The following is a 19,301-nucleotide window of genomic DNA, read 5'->3' as shown; positions in this document are numbered from 1 at the left end:
CCCCCGTCAACCGCGTCGACAACGCATACGGAGACCGAAACCTTGTCTGCACATGCCCACCAATGGAAGCATACGAAGAAGCCGCAGAATAAAACTAAAAGACCCCGCCGAGAAATCGGCGGGGTTTTCGCTTATCGGAAACCTCTGTTCTCATTTGCGCTCATCTTTGGCGTCGTTTTTTGCGGTGAAAGCGTCTTTTTCGCTTGCTGCGTCTGCGAAGGCCTCATAGCTCTGTCCGTGGGACACCCCTCCCCAACGAGGGGCGTGTATCTGGAAGGGTAATACAGATGAGCACTGAACAACCGGCGACGCGGCCGGCGAATCCGCGTTTTTCCTCGGGCCCCTGCGCCAAACCCCCCACATTTGATCTGTCCAAACTGGCCGATGCCGTGCTGGGTCGTTCGCACCGTGCTGCTGTCGGCAAGGATAAGCTGAAAGCGGCCATCGAAGGCACGCGTGAGCTGCTGGGCATTCCGGCAGATTACAAAATCGGCATCGTTCCCGCCTCGGACACCGGCGCGGTTGAGATGGCGTTGTGGTCGCTGCTGGGTGAGCGCAAGGTTGAAATGCTGGCTTGGGAGAGCTTCGGCGCGGGCTGGGTGACTGACGTGGTCAAGCAGCTGAAGATAGATGCCGAGGTGAAGACAGCAGATTACGGGCAGATCGTTGATCTTGCTTCGGTCGATTTCGCCAATGACGTGGTGTTTACGTGGAACGGGACGACTTCGGGCGTGCGGGTTCCTAATGGCGACTGGATCGCCGATGATCGTCAGGGCCTGACGATTTGTGATGCGACCTCGGCGGCGTTTGCAATGGATTTGCCATGGGACAAGCTGGATGTGACCACCTTCAGCTGGCAGAAAGTGCTGGGTGGCGAAGCGGCCCACGGGATGCTGATCCTTTCGCCCCGTGCCGTTGAGCGGCTGGAAAGCTATACCCCCGCATGGCCACTGCCGAAGATTTTCCGCCTGACCAAAGGCGGCAAGCTGATCGACGGTATCTTTACCGGGGCTACGATCAACACGCCCTCGATGCTGGCCGTCGAGGACTACCTGTTTGCGCTGGATTGGGCGCGCTCAGTTGGTGGGTTGCAGGGGCTGGTCGCTCGTGCCGATGCCAATGCCAGTGCGGTGCATGCCTTCTGCGACCAGAACGACTGGATCGCCAATCTGGCCGAGGATGCGGCGACGCAATCGAACACCTCGGTCTGCCTGAAATTCACAGATGGGCGCATTCAGGACGGTGCTGCATTCGCGAAAGCCGTGGCCAAACGGCTTGAGGCCGAGAATATCGCTTTGGACATCGGTGCCTATCGCGACGCGCCTGCGGGCCTGCGCATCTGGTGCGGTGGTACGGTCGAGACCTCGGACATCGAGGCGATGCTGCCATGGCTGGCATGGGCCTTTGAGGCCGAGATCGCGGCGCAGTCGGAGGCTGCCTGACTTTTCACCGGGCCGTCCAAGGCCCGGACCTTCCATACAATTCAAGGACCAGAGAATATGGCCCCCAAAGTACTCGTATCTGACAAGCTCAGCGAAACCGCCGTGCAGATTTTCCGCGATCGCGGCATCGACGTGGATTTCATGCCCGATCTGGGTAAGGACAAAGACAAACTGGCCGAGGTGATCGGTCAGTATGACGGCCTTGCCATCCGTTCGGCCACAAAAGTTACACCGACCATTCTGGAGAAAGCCGACAAACTGAAAGTGATCGGTCGTGCCGGGATCGGGACCGACAATATCGACAAGGATGCAGCGTCGAAGAAGGGTGTGATCGTGATGAACACGCCCTTTGGCAACATGATCACCACCGCTGAGCACGCGATTGCGATGATGTTCGCAGTGGCGCGGCAGATCCCCGAGGCCAGCACCTCGACCCATGCGGGTAAGTGGGAAAAGTCCAAGTTCATGGGCATCGAGCTGACCAACAAGACCCTCGGCGTGATCGGGGCGGGCAATATCGGCGGCATCGTTTGTGAACGCGCGCTTGGCCTGAAGATGAAGGTTGTGGCCTATGACCCCTATCTGGGTGAAGAGAAAGCCGCGCAGATGGGTGTTGAAAAGGTCGAGCTGGACGAGCTGCTGGCCCGCGCTGACTTTATCACTCTGCATGTTCCGCTGACCGATCAGACCCGCAATATCCTGAGCCGAGAAAACCTTGCGAAGACCAAGAAGGGCGTGCGGATCATCAACTGTGCCCGCGGTGGTCTGGTCGACGAAGACGCGCTGGCCGAGGCACTGCAATCGGGCCATGTTGCCGGCGCGGCGTTTGACGTGTTCAGCGAAGAGCCGGCGAAAGAAAACGCTCTGTTCAACCTGCCCAACGTGGTCTGCACGCCTCACCTTGGCGCGGCAACGACCGAGGCGCAGGAGAACGTGGCGCTGCAGGTGGCGGAGCAGATCTCGAACTATCTGCTGACCGGTGCGGTGGAAAACGCGCTTAACATGCCCAGCGTGACGGCTGAAGAGGCCAAGGTCATGGGCCCGTGGATCAAACTGGCGGGCCATCTTGGCAGCTTCATCGGCCAGATGACCGATGAGCCGGTGCAGGCGATCAACATCCTCTACGATGGTGTGGCCGCTGAAATGAACCTGGCTGCGCTGAACTGCGCCGTTGTTGCGGGGATCATGAAGAAGTTCAATCCCGAGGTGAACATGGTCTCGGCGCCGGTTGTCGCCAAAGAGCGTGGCATCAAGATCTCGACCACCAATCAGGACAAGTCCGGTGCGTTTGAGGGCTACATCAAGGTCACCGTCGTGACCACCAAGCGCGAACGCTCGATCGGTGGGACAGTGTTCAGTGATGGCAAGCCGCGCTTCATCCAGATCAAAGGCATCAATATCGACGCCGAGATCGGGGCGCATATGCTCTACACCACCAACGAGGATGTGCCGGGCATCATCGGTGCGCTGGGTCAGACCATGGGCGAGAACGACGTCAATATCGCGAACTTTACCCTCGGTCGGTCTGAGGCGGGGGGTGAGGCCATTGCGCTGCTTTACGTGGACGAACCTGTCCCGGCCGAGGCGCGCGCAAAGCTGGCGGAAACGGGCTTGTTCACGCAGATTAAACCGCTGGAGTTCGACGTCGCCTGATTGGCACCCTTTTTCATTTCAAACAATTTGACACCCGCGCCAAGGACCGGCGCGGGTGTTCCTGATTGCGCTATCAGCACTTTCGCCGCTAAACTGCCGTGACAGCAGCAGAGACCTTTTCATGACCAAACCGATCTACGCCATTGGCGACCTGCACGGGCAGAGCGCCGAGTTCGACCGACTCCTTTCTCTGATCGACCGCGATGGCGGGCCTGAGGCTCAGGTGGTGTTTCTGGGCGACTATACCGACCGGGGGCCGGACAGCCGGGGTGTTCTTGACCGCTTGATCGCGGGACGCGCCGAAGGGCGGGACTGGATCACTTTGCTGGGTAATCACGACCGTATGTTTGCATGGTTTCTAGAGGATTTCCCCCGCCATGATCCGCATCTTCTGGTCGGTTACCACTGGCTGCATGAGCGTCTGGGCGGGGTCGAAACACTTGCCAGCTATGGTATCGTGTTCGAGGGACAAACCCGGCTTGAGGATCTGCACGCCATGGCGTTGCAGGCCGTGCCCGAGGATCATCGTGCGTTCCTGCGGGGGCTGGTCTTGATGCACCAGACACCCGATCTGGCTTTCGTTCATGCGGGCATCCGCCCCGGTATCGCGTTGGATCAGCAGGATGAAAACGATCTGGTCTGGATCCGGCAGGAGTTTTTGAAACATACCGCGCCGCATCCCAAGCTGATCGTCCATGGCCATACTCCGGTCGACCGGGTGACGTATTGCGGCAATCGCGTGAACCTGGATACCGGCGCGGGGTATGGACGCCCGGCCAGTGTCGTTGTCTTCGAAGGCCGCACCTGTTGGGAGTTGACTGAAAAGGGCCGGGTCAGCCTTGTATAAAGCTGTCTTTATAGGTCGCGCGCAGGGCGTTCTTTTGCACCTTGCCCATGGTGTTGCGGGGTAGCTCATCCAGCACGATCAGTTTGCGCGGATGTTTGAACCGGGCCAGTTGATCCTGAACGCGCGCTAGAATGGCATCCAGATCAAGGGCTTGTTCGGGCTGAGGCACCAGAATGCCTAGCACGGTTTCGCCAAAATCCGGGTGCGGCACGCCGATGACCGCGCTTTCCAGAACGCCGGGTTGGTCATCCAACAACAGCTCGATTTCCTTAGGGTAGATGTTGTAGCCGCCCGAGATGATCAGGTCTTTGCCACGGCCGACGATATGGAGATAGCCATCCTCGTCCACCCGACCCAGATCGCCAGTGATAAAGAACCCATCCTCGCGCAGCTCGGCCTCGGTTTTCTCGGGCATCTGCCAATAGCCCTTGAAGACGTTCGGACCGCGCACCTCAATCATGCCGATCTCGCCGTGTGGCAGCAGCGCGCCGGTTTCGGGGTCCGTGACTTTCAGCTCGACGTCCGGCAGAGGGAACCCGACGGTCCCGGCGCGGCGTTCGCCGTCATAGGGGTTTGAGGTGTTCATGTTGGTCTCGGTCATGCCGTAGCGTTCGAGGATACGATGCCCGGTGCGGGCCTCGAACTGCTCATGAGTTTCCGCCAGCATCGGGGCCGAGCCCGAAATGAACAGCCGCATATGGTGCGCCAGATCGCCGGTAAACCGGTCATCGCCCAGCAGGCGAGTGTAGAATGTTGGTACGCCCATCATCGCGGTGGCCTCCGGCATCAGACGCAGGATGTCGTCCAGATCGAATTTGGTCAGAAAGATCATCGACCCGCCCGAAGCCAGCACCACATTGGTCGCTACGAACAGGCCATGGGTGTGAAAGATCGGCAGCGCATGCAGAAGAACATCGTCTTTTGTAAAGCGCCACTCCTGCACCAGAGTTTCGGCATTGGACAGCAGGTTGGCCTGCGTTAGCATCGCGCCTTTCGACCGCCCCGTGGTGCCCGAGGTATAAAGGAATGCGGCCAGATCATCTTCGGACCGTGAAACAGGTTCATACGCAGGCAGCATTCCCAGCGCCCGGCGCATCAGGCTGCCACTGCCATCGGCGTTCAGAGTTGCAATATGGGCGTTCTGCGCTTGGGCAATCGGGGTCAGGCCAGCCTCGTTCGCGATATCGCAGACCACTAGCTTCGCGCCGCTGTTTTCGATGAAATACTGCAGCTCGGTGGTCGTATAGGCGGTGTTGAGCGGCAAGAAAATCAGCCCGGTCTGCGCGCATGCTGCGTAGAGGGCAAGCGCCTCGGGCGATTTTTCGACCTGAACGGCGACGCGGTCACCGGGCTCAAGCTCCAGCCCTGTCAGCGCGTTGGCCAGCCGCGCGGCCATGTCGAGAAAGGCGGCATGAGTCAGAACCTGACCTTCGGGCAGATGCAGGAACGGCGTGGTTTTCCCGGCGTGAATGCCAAACAGACGATCAAAAAGCGGGTTGGCCATTCGGTGTTCCTTTCCGTGCGTCGCGGGCTGAATCTGGCGGGGAAAACCGGGACCGTAAAGCCCCGTTTGCCAGATATTTCCAACCAACTCTGGCGAAAATGCTGCACCTGCGATATGCGCTATGCAGATTGCCGGAGACCTGCCATGTACGTTGCCACCTTGCTGACAAATCCCACCACACCCTCGCTTGAGGTACCGATGGTGGACGCGCTGCGAAATGCGTGGGGCGGGGGCGAGGTCACGTGGCTCAACCCCGGTGAGGCGGCCGAGTTCACGCTGTCCGAGATGCCAGACAATCGCTGGGATGTTTGGGCCGATCTGCAAGAGATGAGTGTTGATCTGGTCGTTCAGCCATCCGAGGGGCGGCGCAAGAAAATGCTTCTGGCGGATATGGACAGCACCATGATCCAGCAGGAGTGCATTGATGAGCTGGCGGATGAGGCGGGCGTGGGTGAGCGCGTCAAAGACATTACCGCCCGCGCGATGAATGGTGAGTTGGACTTCGAAGGCGCGCTGATCGAACGGGTCGGCTTGTTGAAAGGGCTGGACGAGGCGGTCATTGACCATGTTCTGAACACGCGTATTACCCTCATGCCCGGCGGGCGGGAACTGGTGGCGACCATGCGCGAGGCTGGCGGCTATGCGGCCTTGGTCTCGGGTGGGTTTACGGCGTTCACGGCCCGTGTGGCCGCGCAGTTGGGGTTTGATGAGAACCGGGCGAACACGCTGTTAACCGAGAATGGGCAGCTAACGGGCGATGTGCAGCACCCGATCCTCGGGCGGCAGGCCAAGGTCGAATCGCTGGAGCGGATCACCGCAACGCTTGGATTGTCCGAGGGCGACGTGATCGCGGTTGGTGACGGAGCTAACGATCTGGGCATGCTGGGGCGGGCCGGAACCGGCGTTGCACTGCACGCAAAGCCCTCGGTTGCGGCTGAGTGCGACGTACGGATCAATCACGGAGACCTGACGGCCCTGCTTTACATTCAAGGCTACAGCAAGGCTGACTTCAGCGGTTAGCGCGGTCTAGAACAAGTCAAAGCGCACCGGATTCTGCGCCCAGTACACCCGCGCGGCCAACAACAGCCGGGCCTTTGGATCGCTGGCGGCGGCATAGGGAACCGGAACACCGAACTTGGCGCTGATGTTTTCCAGCGCAGTCAAAGTCGCCGGGCCGACTTGGCCATCGACGGTGACATTTTCCCCCAGTTCATTCAGCGCCAGCTGTAAAGCCCGATCCAGATCCCCGCGCGAGAGGCTGTCGAGTTGAGACTGAGCCTGCGCGGCAGGTTCCTCATTCGGCAGCAGGGCCGCTTTGGCCGCCCTGAGCGCTGCGTCAGCCGGACCTTTGCCCGGTACCTGACCGTCCAGAATGATATAGGCTCCGTTCGCACCACCCCAAGCGTCACCGCGTTCCAGCGATGTATCGTACCAGGCCAAAGCCTCGGTACGGGGCCGGCCCTGTAGCTGGTCCCGCATGATCATGCGGGCGATACTGGCTGGAGCGGTTGGGTGCCCGCCTTGGGCTGCCGCCAGAAAATAGGATTCAGCTTTGTCGAAATCGACCGGATTGCCGCCCAGACCATTCAGCGAGACATAGGCCAGATTGTCGTACCCATAGATGTCCTGCCGTAGTTCGGAAGCGCGGAGATATCGCAACCCACGCTCGGGGATATAGCGTTCCGAGTTTTCACGCAGGAAATACATGCCCAGTTCATTCATCGAATAGGTATGTCCAAGCTCGACCGACCGTTCCAACAGTTCGAAGCCGCGGTTTTTCTCTTCGGTCGTTTCACCTGTGCGCAGCAGTTGTTGGCCCAGCCGGTGCATGGCATAGGGGTCTTGCTGGGCGATGGCTTCTTCTAACAGGGCGCGCGCTTTATCCGGGTCATAGGGGGTTTTGGTGACCGCGCGGTCGATGCGCTGTGTATCCAACAAGGTTGCCAGAGCGTATTTGGCGCGAATATGCCCGCCGTCGACAGCAGTCGTGAAACTCTCAAAGGCGCCTGGCACATTGCCTGCGGCTTGTTGCAGACGGCCCAGTTGATACTGGAACCGCGCGTTTTCCGGATAGTCCTCGACCGCTTGCGAACAGGCGGCCAGACCTTTGGTGATATCCAGCTCATTCGGCAGGCGAAAGACGCCAACGCCATTAAGATCCAGCGCATCCCCCGCTTCGAGATCGCAGGCATTCATCCCCAATTCCAGAGAGACCTCAACCGTCTGTCGCGTCTGATCAGCGGTTACAACCTCGACCGCAAAGGTGTCGGCAAAATCGGTTTTGGGCAGGTCAACGGCACGTGTGTCCGTGATCTCGGGTGTATACGTTACAGATGTGTCGCTGGCGTTGACAGCACCTCGGTCAGGGGTTTCCGTCACCCGCACATCTACGATGTCCCTTCCCAGGGCTTGGCTCAGGCTTTGGGACAATGGGACGGATTTGTCGAACTGATAGCTGAGCGATAGGGATTGGGGGGCGCCATCCTGCAGCGCTTCTGGTTCAACCTCGACCTTTTGCTGCGCCAGATAGAACGGGCGCACCAGTGTCGAGCTTTCCCAGGGGATCTGCTGCCCCGATGTTTTGGTGTGAACCCTCTCGCGAATGACCGGAAAGAGCTGTTGGATATTCTCAAACGGAGAGGATTGGGCTGTTTCCAGAACGGCCGCCGTATACGGGCTGTTGTGGCCGATCTCGCCATCACTGGCCACCGCACCGGGCGAGGTGGAATAGGCCACCAGAGAATTCAAGGGCGTTTTGAAAACATCGAACCCTTCGCGGGTCTCAAAAAGGTTGGCGTCCAGATCGGCCGCCAATCTGAGGTCTTGAAACGGGTTGTCCCTGCACGAGTCCAGAATGGCCACATGGGCCGCGCTGCGGGCGGACAGGGTGTCAATCACGCGATCCAGCGTCATCGTTGCCAGTGGCACATCATAGACGCTTTCAAACTTGGCATCCACGGGCAGCAGATAGTTTCGCCGCCCGATCTGAATGCCGTGACCCGCATAGTAGAACAGAACATCTGCGGAATCCGGGATGTTCAGAACTGCTGTGCGGATCAGCTCTTCAAACTCGCGTTTGGTCAGGTCATAGCCGTCAAAGACTTGGAAATCGAAGTCTCGCAGCATGTCCGCAATGTCTTCGGCGTCTTTTCTGGCATTGGTCAGGTCGCCAACGCTCGTGTAGTCCTGATTGCCGATGACGATCGCAACCCTGCTGTTCGCGCTGGTTGCCGACGAGGACTGCGCGCTGAGGCCGCTTGCGCAAATCGTCAGGATAGACGCAGCTGCTAGTAAATGGCGCCGACCAGTTTTAGACCCAAGCTTAAGCATGTGGTGTCGTCTCCGGCTTAACCGCCCCAGCCGCCACCGCCGCCGCCGCCGTCTCCACCACCGCCGCCACCGCCGCCATCTCCGCCGTCGCGGTCATACGCATTTTGAGGCGCTGTCGATGAAACGGCCGTCGGGGTCACCGCGGGGGCTGCTGCAGGGGCTACTGCCGCCGTCGTTGTGGCGGCAGGCGCGGGAGTTGTCGCTACCGCCGCCGTAGGGGTTGGTTGAGGGGCGGTTGCAGCAGGGGTTACAGTCTCAGTCTGTGACCAAGGGGACGCACAGCCTGCAACAACAAGGGTACAGGCGAAAAACAATGAAGTGGACGCGAAGCGCATCTCAAGCCTCCTAAAATAAAACAACTTATTAAACTCACACATAACACCGTAACTTGTGTCTTTGGAGCAGGTCTATGAACCTTTTCACATATACACGAAAAGAAGAGGATCGGCCAATTTTCCTGATTGGCGCTGACAAAAGGTAGGCTTTCCTAAATTTAACATTTGTGTTAAATAAGAATCATGACCGATCTTATTACAGCCTTTTCCGCACTATCTGACCGCACTCGGTTTGCCATCGTCGAGCAACTGATGGAAGGCGGTGAACTGCCCGCCGGAGACCTGGTCGAAGGCAAAGGCATGTCAGGTGCCGCAATCTCGCGCCACCTGAAGGTGCTGCGACAGGCCGGATTGGTGCAACAACGCGTGCTGGGCACCCAGAGGCTGTATTCCGTCCACTCCGAAGGCCTTCGTTCGATTGCCGAGTGGACGATCTCGAAACGGCAGTTCTGGGAAAGCAGTCTGGATCGTTTGGGTGACATTTTGGAAAGGGAAAATTCATGGCCGACCTGAAATTGGAGCGGGACTTTCCCGTCAGCCCAGAAGACCTTTTTGTTTGGGTGACAGATGGCTCGAAACTGCTGCAGTGGTGGGGGCCGGAAGGCATGCATGTGCCGGATCACAATCTGGATTTTTCCAGAACCGGCCCATGGTTTTCGGTGATGGAGAACAGCGATGGGCAGCAATTCAAGGTTTCGGGGCATGTCACGCATGTTGATCCACCGCACTCGGTTGGCTTCACGTGGGGTTGGCATGACGATCAGGATCAACGCGGGTCGGAAAGCCACGTGACTTTTTCGATAGCGGCAACCGAAACCGGCGCCCGACTTGTTATTGATCACCGCGAGTTCGCCGACGCCGAGGCAGCTGAGAACCACAACACAGGCTGGACATCCTCGCTGCGCAAACTCGAAGCGCAGTGCCAATAGATTTCATTCAGGGAGGAACAAAATGCCCCAATATCTATTTGTTTATCACGGGGGCCACACCCCAACTGACCCCGCAGAAATCGAAGCAACCATGGCCGCATGGGGCGCGTGGTTTCAAAACATGGGCGAGGCTTTGGATATCCCGGGAAACCCGGTGGGCCAATCCTATACCGTCAGCAACGGCGGCGTTGTCGACAATGGCGGGGCTAACCCTGCCTCTGGCTTTACGGTGGTCAAAGCCGACAGCATTGATGCCGCGACCGAGATGGCCAAAGGCTGCCCGATGGTCATCAACGGATCTGGCTCGGTCGAAGTGGCGGAAATCCACGAAATCGAGATGTAGCTGCCTTAGTTCGGAAAGCCCGGCGCGGGTCGGATCACGCCGCATTCTAGTCCTCGGCGGCTGTATTGCGTGGCATTCATGAATTTGCGCGTGGCCGGGTGATCAGCCTCCAACACCCCAAGGCTGACCAGAATGGCCGCGATGGCGCATTCGCTGGCGCGGGTGGTGCCATCGGTGATCTTCAGCGCAATACCCATGCGTTTTTCCGGCAGGATCGCGACAAAGACGGCCTCGGCCCCGGTCTTGATCGCAGCGCGACCGTTCATTGCGCGCATCAATTCGGTACAGGCACGGGTTTCGCCCGCGACAAGCTCTGGGTGCTTGATCATCGCGGCGGTCAGCTGCTGCGCCGCGTCGCTCGACCGGTCCGACCGATTAGCGGCTGAGGCAAACCACGCCATGGAGCGCGCAAGCCCCACCAGCGAGGTCGCGAAATTCGGGGCCGAGCATCCGTCGATGCCGTAGCCGGGGCTGGTCTCGCCGGTTGTTTCCTCAATGGCAGACAAGCAGGCCTGTTGAACAGGGTGGTCGATCTCAAGGTATTCCGGTCCGGCCCCCATATGCTGAGACAGGGTCAGAAACCCGCAGTGTTTACCCGAGCAATTGTTGTGGATCTGGCACGGCGTATCGTCGGCCAGAATAAGCCGGTCGCGCGCGGCGATGTCGGCGGGCTCTTGCGGGCCGCAGCGCAGATCATGTTCGGTGAGACCCAGATGATCCAACCAGGCCGAAACGCGATCCGTGTGAATGGCGGCCCCGTTATGCGAGGCGCAGGCCAGCGCAAGATGCTCTGAGTTCAGCCCGTATTTTGCCGCAGCGCCCGACGTAACCAAAGGCAGAGCCTGAATCATTTTGGCTGAGGATCGCGGGTAGATCACTGCGTTCGGATCGCCCCAGCTTTGCACGATCTGCCCGGTGTCATCGCAGACCACCGCATGGCCCAGATGCAGGCTTTCCAACAGATCGCCGCGCCACAGTTCTGTCATCGGGATGGGCTGCGTCATCTGGACCTCCGGATTTATGCGCAAAATTCTGCCAATCGCCCTTTCGCCTGTGGCGAAACCTGCGTTAGTGTGTGTATGTCGACAATCATCGGAATGCGCAACGTTTCCAAGACGAACTGGCAGGGTTCGCATGGCTTTCCGATGGGTATGAGGTAGAAGGTCGAGCTAGGAGGCTGGACAAATGGGATCAATGCTTACCCGCGTGCTTGCGGGTCTGTGTGTGGCGGGTATGGCCACAACTGCAATCGCACAGCAGGGGACAAGTACAAACCGCGTCGCGGCGAAAACGGATTGGAGCGTTTTTGTCGAAGATGATCCCACCGAATGCTGGAGCGTTTCGGCCCCCAAGGAAACTGTCAATACACGTGGTGGACGTGTCGTTTCCGTGCGCCGCAGCGATATCTTGCTGTTTGTCTTCTATCGCCCCAATGCCGAGGTCAAAGGGCAAGTGACCTTTACCGGTGGCTACCCTTTTGCGGCCGGTTCCACGGTGAACTTGGTTGTAGACGGGTCTGAATTCGAACTGTTTACCGAGGGCGAGTGGGCCTGGCCGGCGACTGCTCAGGACGATGCCAAGATCGTCACCGCGATGAAGCGCGGGACCGAGGCTGTGCTGACCGCACGCTCGGAACGCGGGACGCAAACCAAGGACACGTTCTCTCTGCTGGGCTTCACCGCCGCGATCGAAGACGCAGAGACCCGCTGCACCAACTGATCTGTCGGGTCGCGATAACATGCGGCCCGTCTATTTTGCGGCTTCTCGCATAATTCTACCAAATATTCAGAAAGCTTGATCCGTATCAAAGCACATCCTGTTGGCATCTGAACTAATTTGTTCAGTAATAACAAAGGATGTCTAAATATGTTCGACAAAACTCTGATCACACTGATGTTGGCTTCTTCACTGGTTCTGGCGGCTTGTGAAAAAGAGCCTGAAACCTACCCGATTACAGGTGAGGAATGCGGGCCTGAAGATCCGGTTAAAACGCTGGATGCCGAGGATTGCTTTATCCCTCCTGCAGGAGTCTGATCCGGCGACAAAAGCGCGTAAGGGTCAATACGATTCCTTTTGATCTTTGCGCGCGATCCTATATAGAGGCGCATCCCAATCCGGAATCCACCTGAGATACGCCCAGTAGGTACCCAAATGTCGCCCAAAGCGCCGATCACTCAAGACGTCATGACCATCCCCCGCAAACTGCCTGAGGGGAAGGTGAACCTTGTCGGCCTGACTCGCGATCAGCTCCGCGCAACTCTGATCGAACATGGCACGCAGGAAAAGCAGGCCAAGATGCGGACTGGTCAGATCTGGCAGTGGATCTACCAATGGGGCGTGCGTGATTTCGCACTGATGACCAACCTGGCCAAAGCCTATCGCGCGCAATTGGCCGAGAGCTTTGTGATCGAAATTCCCGAAGTGGTCACCCGTCAGGTGTCCGAAGACGGCACTCGCAAATACCTGTGTCGTATTGCGGGCGGGCACGAGGTCGAGGTCGTTTACATCCCTGAAGAGGATCGTGGTACGCTGTGTATCTCGTCTCAGGTAGGTTGTACGCTGACCTGCTCTTTCTGCCATACCGGCACGCAGAAACTGGTGCGCAACCTGACCGCGGCCGAGATTGTGGGCCAAGTGATGATGGCCCGCGATGATCTTGAGGAATGGCCGACCCCCGGTGCGCCGAAGGATGAGACGCGCCTGCTGTCGAACATCGTTCTGATGGGCATGGGTGAGCCGCTCTACAATTTCGAAAACGTCCGCGACGCGATGAAGATCGCCATGGACCCCGAAGGAATTTCCTTGTCGCGTCGGCGGATCACTCTGTCGACGAGCGGCGTGGTACCGGAAATCGCGCGCACGGCCGAAGAGATCGGCTGCCTGCTGGCGATCTCGTTCCACGCCACCACAGATGAGACCCGCGACGTGCTGGTGCCGATCAACAAGCGCTGGAACATCGAAGAACTGCTGAAAGCGCTGGCCAGCTATCCCAATGCGTCGAATTCCGAACGGATCACGTTCGAATATGTGATGCTGGATGGCGTCAATGACAGCGACGAGGACGCGCATCGTCTGATCGATCACATCAAGCGTCATAAGATCCCGGCGAAGATCAACCTGATTCCGTTCAACGAATGGCCCGGTGCGCCTTACAAGCGCAGCTCGAACAATCGTATCCGGGCCTTTGCGAACATCATCTATCAGGCCGGTTATGCCTCACCCATCCGCAAAACGCGCGGTGAGGATATTATGGCGGCCTGCGGTCAGTTGAAATCGGCAACCGAGCGTGCACGCAAATCGCGTAAACAGATCGAGGCCGAGGCCGGGTTGAGCGGCAGCTAAGCCAATTCTGCCAAGGGTTGCGGCGGTAAACTTAATGTTTCCGGTGCTGATTTTGTCTTCAATATTTGCTATGTGTTGGGGCGTCCGTTCCTGTTTCGGACGCTCGGCTTTCCCTTGAAACGCCGGGGCTTTTTCGCCGCCAGCTTATTTTCTCGTTACGCGCGGCATGTAGGCAAACTGATATTTCAGGTGAGCCCCAAATGATTGAACGACTTCGAAGTAAATTGAAAACCATTGCATTTGCAGTCCTATTTGTACCGCTATCTGCGGCGGGCGCTTTTGCGGAAGACCCCGATGCGCATCTGGCCATCGAAAACCCGGCCGAGCTGAGCAAGGACGAAGCTAGCGCGCATTATCGCGCGCTGTCGAAACGGATGGCGCGTGGCTATGCGACGTCGCAGCTGGATCTCATTTTGAATTACCAAAGCTGGCCGCTGTTCAATGATGCGCCCTATATCTCAGCCACACATGGGCAGCGTTTCGTGAACAGCTACGCTAACCGCATGGCGCTGAACTACGGGACCCTGCAACCGGGTGAGCTTTTGCCCATGGGCTCGGTTCTGGCCAAGGACAGCATGACGGTGACCGATGAGGGTAAGATCTACCCCGGCGCCATGTTCGTGATGGAGAAACTGGCCCAAGGCGCCAACCCCGAGACGGCAGACTGGCGCTACATTATGGTACTGCCCGATGGGTCTTTGTTTGGCGACACTCTGGGCGATCGGGCCGGGGCCGTGGCCTATTGCCATGACTGCCACGTGCAGGTGGCCGACAGGGACTACACCTTCTACGTGCCAGAGGACTACCAGATCAAAGGTGAATAGGCCTATCCGCGACGAAAGCGGGCGGTTCCGATGACCTCGATCAGGTTTTGCCGGACCGGCTCGGGTTGTGCCTCGACCGCGTTTAGAACCTCACGCAGTTCAGCGCGTAGCCCGTGCATCTGATCGATCAGAGAGATCATCATCGACAAAGCATCGGCCTCCATATCGTATTGCTCGTGCAATTCGCAGGCCAGTTCCAGCCGGGCGACGTCGATGCTGTGGTAGACGACCCCTTGGTCTGATTGCTCGGGGATCACGATCTCTGCCGCGAGATACTCGGTCAGGCGGTCCGAGGTCAGGCGAGTGATGGCTTCGATCAGTTCCTCTTCGGTCAGGGTCATGACGGCATTCCTTTCCGAGGATCATAGCGATGGGCGTCGCGCCATATCTCCATGAATTGCTTGAGGTCGTCGTCGATCTGGTCGGGCAGGGCGACGGTAAGTTCGATCAATTGATCCCCCCGTTCGGACGAACCGCGTTTCTTGACGCCCTTACCTCGCAGGCGGAGGGTTTTGCCGCTGCTGGTGCCTGCCGGGACGGTGACGTTGACGCCGCCGTCGATCGTAGGGGCAGGGACTTTGCCGCCCAGTACAGCCTCATCAATGGTTATCGGCAATGTGATGTGGATGTCATCCCCCTGCCTGTCGAACAGTGGATGGTCCGCGACCGAGATGGTGACCAGCGCGTCCCCCGGAGGCCCCTCACCGTAGCCCGGAGCGCCCTTGCCTCGCAGCCGGATGGTTTGGCCCGTGGTGATACCCGCCGGGATTTTAACCTCGATCCGGTTGCCATCGGGCAGGGTAAGCTTTTGGCTGGCCCCAAACACGGCATCCAGAAAGCTGATCTGCAGCGAGTAATTCAGATTGTGACCCGGCGCATGGAATTCCTGCGTGCGCTGGCCGCCAAACCCACCGCGGCCGCGCATGAATTCGGCGAAGATGTCCGACATGTCATCCGGGTCCGCCTGCCGTCCGCGATAGGGGTTTCCGGCGGCCTCGGCATAGTCGCGATAATATTGCTGTTGAGGGCGCTCCTGACCCGAAGCGTCAATCTCGCCATTGTCATAGCGGGCACGGGTTTCGCGGTCTTTCAGCAGATCGTAAGCAGCGGCGGCGGCTTTAAACTTGGCCTCGGCCTCGGCATCACCGGGTTTGAGGTCCGGGTGGCATTCCTTGGCGATGCGCCGATAGGCTTTCTTGATCTCGGCGGCACTGGCGTCTTTGGCGACGCCGAGGACGGAATAGGGATCGTCGCTCATCTCACCTCTCGCGGATGTGGGTCGGTCTGATCTTTATGAATGTGTTTTATCATGCGATTTCAACCGACCAAAAGGAAGAGGCAATTGAATTGGCTCGAAAAATCCTACAGGTTTGATAATATCTGCATGTCTGTACCTGTTCATACACGGAGAGCCTGAATGTCGCGCAGAATCAAATCCGCTCTGGCCCTGCTGGCCGGGAATGCCATCGGCCTGTTGCTGGCGTCGCTCATTTTGAACGGCTTTGCCATCAAGCCGATCTCATTCATCGTTGTGGTTCTTGTGTTCACCGTCGTTCAGGTGATTGCCGAGCCGCTGATCCTGAAACTGGGGGAAAAGAAGGCGCCGGCCCTGAAGGGTGGGATCGCGTTGATCGTGACCTTTGTGGGTCTCCTGGTCACCGACCTGATTGCCTCGGGGCTGACGGTTGGGGGTGTTTCCAACCTGCTGGCCGCAACGCTGTTGGTCTGGCTGGGGGCGTTGATCGCCAGCGTGGTGCTGCCGATCTACGTGTTCAAAGAACTGCGCGAAGCGAAGAAATAGTCAGAGCGCGTTCAGGCTGGCCTCGAACGCCTGCCAAAGCTCATCAACCGGCTCACACCCGACCGAAAGGCGGATGAAGGCGGGGTCGACAGCGTCACCCCACCGCGCGCGGCGCTCGGCCGAGCTGTGAACGCCGCCGAAAGACGTGGCGGGCCGCAGCAGAGGGCAGGTGTTGATGAAGGCCTCGGCCTTGTCCTCGCTTTCCAGCGTCAGGGAGAGCAGGAACCCGAACCGCGTGGTCTGAGCTTGCGCCAGCGCGTGGGACGGATCGTCCGACAAGCCGGGATAGCGGATGTGCTTGACGGCCGGATGCGCTGCCAGGCGCTCAGCCAGCACCTGGGCCGAGGCGCACATGCGATCAAAACGCACGTCCAGAGTCTCGAGCCCGCGATGCAGAAGCCATGCTTCGTGCGGTCCGGGGATTGAGCCGGAGACGCGGCGCCATTCCTCGACCCGCTCCATGATCTGCGCGTCGCGGCTGGCGACGTGGCCCATCAGCATGTCCGAGTGCCCGCCCATGGCTTTGGTGTCCGAGGACACGACCACGTCGATACCCAGATCCAACGGCCGCTGGCCCAGCGGTGTCAGGGTCGTATTGTCGGCAATGGTGATGCCTCCGGCAGCGCGAACCTGTTTGGCCACATCCGCAAGGTCAATCATGTCGAGGCCGGGGTTCGAAGGGCTTTCGACGAAGACTACGTCGAAGCCCTCAAAACCTACGTCGGCAAAGCCTGTGGTCGGCCGTTCTTCGACCACAACGCCTAGTCGGGACAAGAACCTGTCCGCCAGCAGGCGCGTCACGTAGTAGCCATCCGAGGGGATCAACAGGCGCGACCCGGCCTGAACGGTTGCAAACAAAGCGGCCGAGATAGCCGCCATGCCCGAGGGGAAGCTGAGGCAGGGCGCGTCCTCAAGATGGGACAGTACATGTTCCAGATGCACCCATGTCGGGTTGTCGACGCGGCCATAGGTGGCATGCCCATCCGGCAGGCCGGGCAGGTGGTACATGCTGCTTTGTGTTAGCGGCAGGGCGACTGGTTCGCCTTTTTCCAAAGCGTTGCCACGCAGATGAAGCATTTCTCCGGTTTTGTGAGCCATGGCTCAGCGTCCCGGAATGGCGTCGCGTGGCGGGGCGGGTTCCCAGTTGTCGATGATCTCAACCGCTTCTTGCGCGGTGTCGACAAAGCGAAACAGATCGAGGTCTTCGTCCGAGATCGTGCCCGCATCGGCCAGTGCCGACCAATTGATGACCTTCTCCCAGAATTCGCGACCAAATAGCAGGAATGGCACACGCTCCATCCGCCCCGTTTGGATCAGAGTGAGGGACTCGAACAGTTCATCCATCGTGCCGAAGCCGCCGGGGAAGATGGTGATGGCGCGGGCGCGCATCAGGAAGTGCATCTTACGGATGGCGAAATAGTGGAAGTTGAAGCTGAGGTCCGGCGTGACATAGAGGTTCGGCGCTTGTTCATGCGGCAGAACAATGTTCAGACCGATGGAGCACCCACCCGCATCTTGGGCACCGCGGTTTCCGGCCTCCATTACGCCGGGGCCACCACCCGTTACGATGACGTTTTCGCGGCAGCCGGTCTCATTCGATTTCTCGGTCATCAGCCGCGCGAACTCGCGCGCCTCATCATAATACTGGGACAGAGCGGCTAGCGTTTCGGTGCGCGCGGTGTGTTTCTGAGACGGTTCCGGAATGCGCGCGCCGCCGAACATGACGATGGTCGAAGTGATCTCACGCTCGCTCATGATCATCTCGGGTTTCAGCAGTTCCAGCTGCAGACGCACCGGGCGCAGCTCATCACGGCACAGGAACTCGTCATCGGCAAAGGCCAGACGATAGGCCGGAGACCGCGTTTGAGGCGTGTCCGGCACCTCGCTCGCGGTCGAGCGGTCGGTCTGCGCGTCGCGGAAAGGGCTGTGGCGGTCTTCTCTCATTGGTGAACGATCCCTGCTTGCGTGTTTGACAAACAGCTATAGGGTTCGCGGGCAGAGTGCCAGTCACGGAAAGACAAGAATGGATTGGAAGACGGAAATTCAGGCGGCAGCAGAACGCATTGCCGGTTACGCGCAGATAACCCCGGTGATGGAGAGTCATATTCCAGGCTATCCGATCGAGCTGAAGCTCGAGCAGATGCAGCACACCGGCAGCTTTAAGGCGCGCGGGGCGTTCAACACGCTGCTGAGCATGGAGGTGCCGAAGGCGGGCGTAGTGGCGGCCTCGGGTGGGAACCACGGGGCGGCGGCGGCCTATGCGGCGCGTGCGCTGGGGCATCCGGCCAAGATTTTTGTGCCAGAGATCGCGGGCCCGTCCAAGATTGCCCTGATCAAGCACATTGGCGCGGATCTCAGCGTGGTGCCCGGTGAATATGCCAACGCGCTGGCGATGGCGCAGGCGCATGAGGACAAGGCCGGCGCAATGCAGATCCACGCCTATGATGCGCCTGCCACGGTCGCCGGGCAGGGCACCTGCTTTGCCGAATGGGAGGCGCAAGGCCTGGAGGCCGATACCGTCCTGATCGCCGTTGGCGGCGGCGGGCTGATCGCAGGCGCTCTGGCCTGGTTTCAAGGCGCGCGCAAGGTTGTGGCGGTCGAGCCTGAGACCTCCTGCGCTTTGAACGCCGCCTTGCAGGCCGGTGAGCCGGTGGATGTTTCGGTTTCCGGCGTTGCGGCCAACGCGCTGGGCGCGCGGCGGATCGGGTCGATCTGTTTTGAACTGGCGCAGGGGATGGAGTCGGTGCTGGTATCCGATCAGGCCATATCTGAGGCGCAGCGCGTGTTGTGGCAAGCCCATCGCATCCTTGTCGAACCCGCCGGAGCGGCCGCCTTGGCGGCGTTGATGTCGGGGGCCTACACGCCAGAGCCGGGCGAACGCGTCGCCGTTCTGATCTGCGGTGGGAACATTGCGCCGGACCCGTTTGCAGGCTGAATTATCGCCTTGTGAA

The 19,301-nt window shown here is 59.3% G+C and carries 21 protein-coding genes; 13 read left to right on the top strand and 8 right to left on the bottom strand.

Features of this window, described 5'->3' with window-relative positions; genetic code table 11:
- Positions 1-287 precede the first annotated feature (287 nt).
- From ACR0IP_RS21825 to ACR0IP_RS21815, 3 genes are all read left to right on the top strand, one after another.
- On the top strand, positions 288-1,442 hold the full coding sequence (locus ACR0IP_RS21825; protein WP_480527950.1) for a phosphoserine transaminase: 1,155 nt from the start codon (positions 288-290) through the stop codon (positions 1,440-1,442).
- A gap of 57 nt (positions 1,443-1,499) precedes the next feature.
- Positions 1,500-3,095: a phosphoglycerate dehydrogenase gene (serA, locus tag ACR0IP_RS21820; protein ID WP_170482243.1), complete on the top strand. Its 1,596-nt coding sequence runs from the start codon at positions 1,500-1,502 to the stop codon at positions 3,093-3,095.
- A gap of 121 nt (positions 3,096-3,216) precedes the next feature.
- Positions 3,217-3,942 carry a metallophosphoesterase family protein gene (locus tag ACR0IP_RS21815; RefSeq protein WP_170692957.1) on the top strand — a complete coding sequence of 242 codons (726 nt, stop codon included), beginning with the start codon at positions 3,217-3,219 and terminating at the stop codon, positions 3,940-3,942.
- Here the strand turns inward: ACR0IP_RS21815 and ACR0IP_RS21810 are convergent.
- Complete coding sequence (locus ACR0IP_RS21810) at positions 3,929-5,446, bottom strand: malonate--CoA ligase (RefSeq protein WP_480527947.1); 1,518 nt, start codon at positions 5,444-5,446, stop codon at positions 3,929-3,931. The genes ACR0IP_RS21815 and ACR0IP_RS21810 overlap by 14 nt on opposite strands.
- Positions 5,447-5,590: 144 nt before the next feature.
- On the opposite strand from ACR0IP_RS21810, the gene serB reads away from it, so the two are divergent.
- Positions 5,591-6,466, top strand: a complete 876-nt coding sequence (gene serB / locus ACR0IP_RS21805) for a phosphoserine phosphatase SerB (RefSeq protein ID WP_480527945.1) — start codon at positions 5,591-5,593, stop codon at positions 6,464-6,466.
- Between the two features lie 6 nt (positions 6,467-6,472).
- Here the strand turns inward: serB and ACR0IP_RS21800 are convergent, their stop codons facing one another.
- Both ACR0IP_RS21800 and ACR0IP_RS21795 read right to left on the bottom strand, forming a co-directional pair.
- On the bottom strand, positions 6,473-8,776 hold the full coding sequence (locus ACR0IP_RS21800) for a caspase family protein (RefSeq protein WP_480527943.1): 2,304 nt from the start codon (positions 8,774-8,776) through the stop codon (positions 6,473-6,475).
- Between the two features lie 17 nt (positions 8,777-8,793).
- A complete protein-coding gene (locus ACR0IP_RS21795; protein WP_480527941.1) occupies positions 8,794-9,111 on the bottom strand; it encodes a hypothetical protein in 318 nt (105 codons plus the stop codon).
- 183 nt (positions 9,112-9,294) lie between these two features.
- Here ACR0IP_RS21795 and ACR0IP_RS21790 point away from each other — a divergent pair, with 183 nt between their 5' ends.
- From ACR0IP_RS21790 to ACR0IP_RS21780, 3 genes are read left to right on the top strand one after another with little or no spacing between them, the layout of a single operon-like run.
- A complete protein-coding gene (locus ACR0IP_RS21790) occupies positions 9,295-9,624 on the top strand; it encodes a metalloregulator ArsR/SmtB family transcription factor (protein ID WP_170376012.1) in 330 nt (109 codons plus the stop codon).
- Positions 9,612-10,040, top strand: a complete 429-nt coding sequence (locus ACR0IP_RS21785) for an SRPBCC family protein (RefSeq protein WP_170376009.1) — start codon at positions 9,612-9,614, stop codon at positions 10,038-10,040. Before ACR0IP_RS21790 ends, ACR0IP_RS21785 begins: the two co-directional genes overlap by 13 nt.
- 22 nt (positions 10,041-10,062) lie before the next feature.
- A complete protein-coding gene (locus ACR0IP_RS21780; protein ID WP_425083757.1) occupies positions 10,063-10,383 on the top strand; it encodes a YciI family protein in 321 nt (106 codons plus the stop codon).
- A gap of 5 nt (positions 10,384-10,388) precedes the next feature.
- Here the strand turns inward: ACR0IP_RS21780 and ACR0IP_RS21775 are convergent, their stop codons facing one another.
- The gene (locus ACR0IP_RS21775; RefSeq protein ID WP_480527938.1) at positions 10,389-11,387 is read right to left on the bottom strand and encodes an asparaginase; all 999 of its coding nucleotides are present in this window, start codon (positions 11,385-11,387) and stop codon (positions 10,389-10,391) included.
- Between the two features lie 181 nt (positions 11,388-11,568).
- Here ACR0IP_RS21775 and ACR0IP_RS21770 point away from each other — a divergent pair, with 181 nt between their 5' ends.
- From ACR0IP_RS21770 to ACR0IP_RS21755, 4 genes are all read left to right on the top strand, one after another.
- On the top strand, positions 11,569-12,102 hold the full coding sequence (locus ACR0IP_RS21770; protein ID WP_170376002.1) for an invasion associated locus B family protein: 534 nt from the start codon (positions 11,569-11,571) through the stop codon (positions 12,100-12,102).
- A gap of 147 nt (positions 12,103-12,249) precedes the next feature.
- Entirely contained in the window at positions 12,250-12,417 is a 168-nt protein-coding gene (locus ACR0IP_RS21765; protein WP_170376001.1) for a hypothetical protein, read from the top strand.
- A 117-nt stretch (positions 12,418-12,534) separates the two neighbouring features.
- Positions 12,535-13,725 (top strand): dual-specificity RNA methyltransferase RlmN, encoded by a 1,191-nt coding sequence (gene rlmN / locus ACR0IP_RS21760; RefSeq protein ID WP_480527936.1) that lies wholly within the window; start codon positions 12,535-12,537, stop codon positions 13,723-13,725.
- 200 nt (positions 13,726-13,925) lie between these two features.
- Positions 13,926-14,549, top strand: coding sequence for a cytochrome P460 family protein (locus ACR0IP_RS21755; protein WP_480527934.1), 624 nt, complete (start codon positions 13,926-13,928; stop codon positions 14,547-14,549).
- 2 nt (positions 14,550-14,551) lie between these two features.
- Here ACR0IP_RS21755 and ACR0IP_RS21750 read toward each other — a convergent pair whose 3' ends face one another.
- Together ACR0IP_RS21750 and ACR0IP_RS21745 are read right to left on the bottom strand one after the other, a co-directional pair.
- Positions 14,552-14,890 carry a hypothetical protein gene (locus tag ACR0IP_RS21750; protein WP_480527932.1) on the bottom strand — a complete coding sequence of 113 codons (339 nt, stop codon included), beginning with the start codon at positions 14,888-14,890 and terminating at the stop codon, positions 14,552-14,554.
- Positions 14,887-15,807 carry a DnaJ C-terminal domain-containing protein gene (locus tag ACR0IP_RS21745; RefSeq protein ID WP_480527930.1) on the bottom strand — a complete coding sequence of 307 codons (921 nt, stop codon included), beginning with the start codon at positions 15,805-15,807 and terminating at the stop codon, positions 14,887-14,889. Before ACR0IP_RS21745 ends, ACR0IP_RS21750 begins: the two co-directional genes overlap by 4 nt.
- A gap of 159 nt (positions 15,808-15,966) precedes the next feature.
- Here ACR0IP_RS21745 and ACR0IP_RS21740 point away from each other — a divergent pair, with 159 nt between their 5' ends.
- The gene (locus ACR0IP_RS21740; protein ID WP_170644204.1) at positions 15,967-16,350 is read left to right on the top strand and encodes a hypothetical protein; all 384 of its coding nucleotides are present in this window, start codon (positions 15,967-15,969) and stop codon (positions 16,348-16,350) included.
- Here ACR0IP_RS21740 and ACR0IP_RS21735 read toward each other — a convergent pair whose 3' ends face one another.
- Positions 16,351-17,448 carry a cystathionine gamma-lyase gene (locus tag ACR0IP_RS21735; RefSeq protein ID WP_170375989.1) on the bottom strand — a complete coding sequence of 366 codons (1,098 nt, stop codon included), beginning with the start codon at positions 17,446-17,448 and terminating at the stop codon, positions 16,351-16,353. It abuts the gene before it with no gap.
- Positions 17,449-17,451: 3 nt separating this feature from the next.
- On the bottom strand, positions 17,452-18,294 hold the full coding sequence (locus tag ACR0IP_RS21730; RefSeq protein ID WP_480527928.1) for an LOG family protein: 843 nt from the start codon (positions 18,292-18,294) through the stop codon (positions 17,452-17,454).
- 79 nt (positions 18,295-18,373) lie between these two features.
- On the opposite strand from ACR0IP_RS21730, the gene ACR0IP_RS21725 reads away from it, so the two are divergent.
- Entirely contained in the window at positions 18,374-19,285 is a 912-nt protein-coding gene (locus ACR0IP_RS21725; RefSeq protein WP_480527926.1) for a threonine/serine dehydratase, read from the top strand.
- The last annotated feature ends 16 nt before the right edge of the window (positions 19,286-19,301 follow it).

The sequence above is a fragment of the Ruegeria sp. AL11 genome, assembly GCF_056540865.1.
Note: the sequence above shows the minus strand (reverse complement) of the source record. Positions and strands in the feature narration are given on the sequence as shown.